The organism is Pseudomonas sp. (assembly GCF_030690725.1).
Lineage (GTDB): Bacteria > Pseudomonadota > Gammaproteobacteria > Pseudomonadales > Pseudomonadaceae > Aquipseudomonas.
The window spans coordinates 1-3,230 of the sequence record NZ_JAUYGD010000074.1 but is presented as its reverse complement, the minus strand read 5'-3'; the positions used below and the strand labels follow the sequence as shown (position 1 = coordinate 3,230).

General features: G+C 55.9%; 4 protein-coding genes and 3 tRNA genes. All 7 read left to right on the top strand.

The features are described from left to right. The first annotated feature begins 168 nt into the window (after nucleotides 1-168). Nucleotides 169-1,134, top strand: a complete 966-nt coding sequence (gene birA, locus Q8O69_RS19030; protein WP_305593742.1) for a bifunctional biotin--[acetyl-CoA-carboxylase] ligase/biotin operon repressor BirA — start codon at nucleotides 169-171, stop codon at nucleotides 1,132-1,134. Continuing rightward, nucleotides 1,124-1,870 (top strand): pantothenate kinase, encoded by a 747-nt coding sequence (locus Q8O69_RS19025; protein ID WP_305593741.1) that lies wholly within the window; start codon nucleotides 1,124-1,126, stop codon nucleotides 1,868-1,870. The genes birA and Q8O69_RS19025 overlap by 11 nt, the downstream gene beginning before the upstream one ends. Nucleotides 1,871-1,878: 8 nt before the next feature. Then, nucleotides 1,879-2,550: an SPOR domain-containing protein gene (locus Q8O69_RS19020; RefSeq protein ID WP_305593739.1), complete on the top strand. Its 672-nt coding sequence runs from the start codon at nucleotides 1,879-1,881 to the stop codon at nucleotides 2,548-2,550. A 141-nt stretch (nucleotides 2,551-2,691) separates the two neighbouring features. After that, nucleotides 2,692-2,776 (top strand) — tRNA-Tyr (locus Q8O69_RS19015). Nucleotides 2,777-2,800: 24 nt separating this feature from the next. Beyond that, nucleotides 2,801-2,874, top strand: a tRNA-Gly gene (locus tag Q8O69_RS19010). A 26-nt stretch (nucleotides 2,875-2,900) separates the two neighbouring features. Continuing rightward, nucleotides 2,901-2,976: transfer RNA gene (locus tag Q8O69_RS19005), tRNA-Thr, on the top strand. An 83-nt stretch (nucleotides 2,977-3,059) separates the two neighbouring features. Beyond that, a partial coding sequence (locus Q8O69_RS19000; RefSeq protein ID WP_305593740.1) for a GTP-binding protein occupies nucleotides 3,060-3,230 on the top strand: 171 nt, incomplete at its 3' end.

Genomic DNA, 3,230 nt, shown 5'->3' with positions numbered 1-3,230 from the left:
TGTGAGAGTAGGTCATCGTCAAGCACCTACACCAAAACCCCCGATCAGGAAACTGGTCGGGGGTTTTACTTTGTGCTGCGAAAAACAAACCACGCTCAGGTGAGCCTTTGATAGGCAACTAAACAGTGCATCGTTATCATGCGTGCCTTATTGCTTGGCGGGACTCATATGCTTGCATTGTTAAGGCTTCTTCAAGACGGGCGTTTCCACTCTGGTGAGGCGCTTGGCGCGGCTTTGGGCGTGAGCCGTTCTGCTGTGTGGAAGCAGCTGCAGGCTTTGCAGGTCGAGTTGTCGTTACCGTTGCACAAGGTGCGCGGGCGCGGCTATCAGCTGGCGACGCCGCTGCAGTTGCTGGATGAGGGTTGGCTAAATGCTCAAGTGGGTGTCCCGCAGTGGCGTGCGTGCGTTATGCCCAGCGTGGACTCGACCAATGCTGAGGCGCTGCGGCTGTTGCCAGAAGCGCAGGCGCTGCCGTTCTATGTGATCGCTGAGCGGCAAACCAGTGGGCGAGGGCGGCGGGGGCGTAGTTGGGTCAGTCCCTTCGGCGAGAATCTGTATTACAGCCTGGTTGTTCGTGTTGAAGGTGGCATGCGCCAGCTTGAAGGCATGAGCCTTGCTGTCGGCTTGGCGCTGCTACAGGTTATTCGCGGCTTTGGCGTGGCTGAGGCCGGATTGAAGTGGCCCAACGATGTACTGGTGGGTGAGCGCAAGCTGGCGGGTATCCTATTAGAGCTGTCTGGCGATCCGGCGGATGTGTGTCATGTGGTCATCGGGATTGGCTTGAATGTGAATATGCTCGCGGCCGATCAGGGGGCTATTGGTCAGCCCTGGACTTCGATGCGTGCTGAGTTGGGGCGTCTGTTAAATCGCAATGAGCTAGTTAGTGAGTTGAATCGGCAGCTGTCGCGCTATCTGGATATTCAGTTGCGTGATGGTTTCGCAGCTTTGCAGGATGAGTGGCAGGCTTGTCACCTTTGGCAGGGGCGATCGGTTGCGTTAACGGCTGGCGGTGAGCCTATAGAAGGTGAGGTTTTAGGGGTGGATCGTTCTGGGGCCATTCGTCTTCGTGTTGATGGGGCTGAGCGAAGCTTTAGCGGCGGTGAGCTTAGCCTGAGGTTGCGTGATGATTCTTGAGCTCGACTGCGGTAATACCTTTATTAAGTGGCGCTTGCTGGGTGGTGGTAAGGCTACGGCAGACGTAGGCGGTGTCGTTGACTCGGATCAGGCGCTTATAGAGGTTGTCCGCGAGCAAGCTGTGCAGCTACGTGCCTGTCGTCTGGTGAGTGTGCGCAGCGACGAAGAGACTGCGCAGTTGATTTCGCTGCTTGAGCAGGCTTTTGCTGTTGAGTGTCGTGCGGCTCGCTCTGCTGTTTCCTTGTCCGGTGTGCGCAATGGCTATGAGCAGTACGAGCGCCTTGGGCTTGATCGCTGGCTTGCGGTGGTAGGGGCTTATCAGTTATCGGGCAAGGCTGCGCTGGTTATTGATCTAGGTACTGCGGTTACTTCGGATTTTGTGGGTGCAGATGGTGGGCACCTGGGCGGCTTTATTTGCCCGGGTGTGCCGCTGATGCGCACCCAGTTGCGAACCCACACCCGCAGAACGCGCTATGACAGCGATGAGGCGGCCAAAGCGCTTGAAGAGTTGGTGCCGGGGCGGGCGACTGCTGAGGCTGTTGAGCGTGGATGCTTGTTGATGCTGCGCGGTTTTGTCAGTGGCCAGGTGGCGATGGCGGCAGAGCTGCTGGGCAGTGACTTTGATGTTTTCCTCACTGGCGGGGATGCCCCACTGGTGATGGATGTTATTCCGGGGGCGCGGGTTGTGCCGGATTTGGTGTTTATCGGCTTGGCGATCGCTTGCCCCATAGATTGAGGTCATGCATGCGCTGGATGTTCTTGTGGTTGGTTGTACTGAATCTGTTCTATTACGTGTGGCATCAGCAGCAGGCCCCTCTGCGGGTTACTGAGATTGCGCCGCTAAATATGTCGCAAGACAGTAAACGCGATATTCGCCTGCTCAGTGAGTCGAGCGCGCCGCCGCGGCGAGAGGTTGCTGTGGCGCAACCTGCTGAGGCAGTGTGCTTGTTTCTCGGTAGTTTTGAGGTGATGGCGGATGCGTCTGCCGTCGAGCAGCGGTTATTGAGCCTGGATATTCAGTCGCGCGTGCAAAGCATGGATGCGGCGGCGGGCGTCGATTACTGGGTGTATCTACCGCCGTTGGCTTCGCGACAGGCTTCATTGCGCCAATTGCGTGAGCTGCAAGCACGCAAGATTGATAGCTACATCATTACCCAGGGCGATTTGGCCAATGGAATTTCCCTGGGGATCTTTCCGCGGAGTGATTCAGCGCAGAGTGTGATGCAGCGCTTGCGCGATGCTGGGTACGAGCCGTCTTTGCGCGAACTAACGCGCGCGCATCGCAGTTTCTGGGTGCGTATTTCGCCGCAAAGTCGGCGTCTGGCGGATGATTCCTTGCTGCAGCGTTTGGCTTTTGACTTCAAAGGCTTAGAGCAGCAATTAATGCCATGCGAAGGGGTTGCAAGCCCTCAATAGAATGCATAGAATGGCGCCCGCTTCGCAGGGTGGCGCTTACAAGTGTTCTGCGAAGCTGCTGTCAATGTAGCTAACCTCAGGTTTTTTAATGAGAAATTGCTTGACAGTAGGTCGGCATCGAATGAGAATGCCGCCCCGTTTGGAGGGATTCCCGAGTGGCCAAAGGGATCAGACTGTAAATCTGACGTCATCGACTTCGAAGGTTCGAATCCTTCTCCCTCCACCAGATTTAGCGAGAGCTGCAGGCTCCGCGGGTATAGTTCAGTGGTAGAACCTCAGCCTTCCAAGCTGATGATGCGGGTTCGATTCCCGCTACCCGCTCCAGCATTGTTGTTTTCGCAATGTGTTTTGCTCATGTAGCTCAGTTGGTAGAGCACACCCTTGGTAAGGGTGAGGTCAGCGGTTCGAGTCCGCTCATGAGCTCCATCTAATAAAGGCAGATATGCAAGTATCTGCCTTTGTTTTATGGCGGTGATGCTGAGTCAATTCTTCTCTGGGAGGCAGTCAAAATGGCTAAAGAAAAGTTTGAGCGTAACAAGCCGCACGTCAACGTTGGCACTATCGGTCACGTTGACCACGGTAAAACCACTCTGACCGCTGCTCTGACCCGCGTCTGCTCCGAAGTATTCGGTTCGGCCAAGGTTGACTTCGACAAGATCGACAGCGCCCCAGAAGAAAAA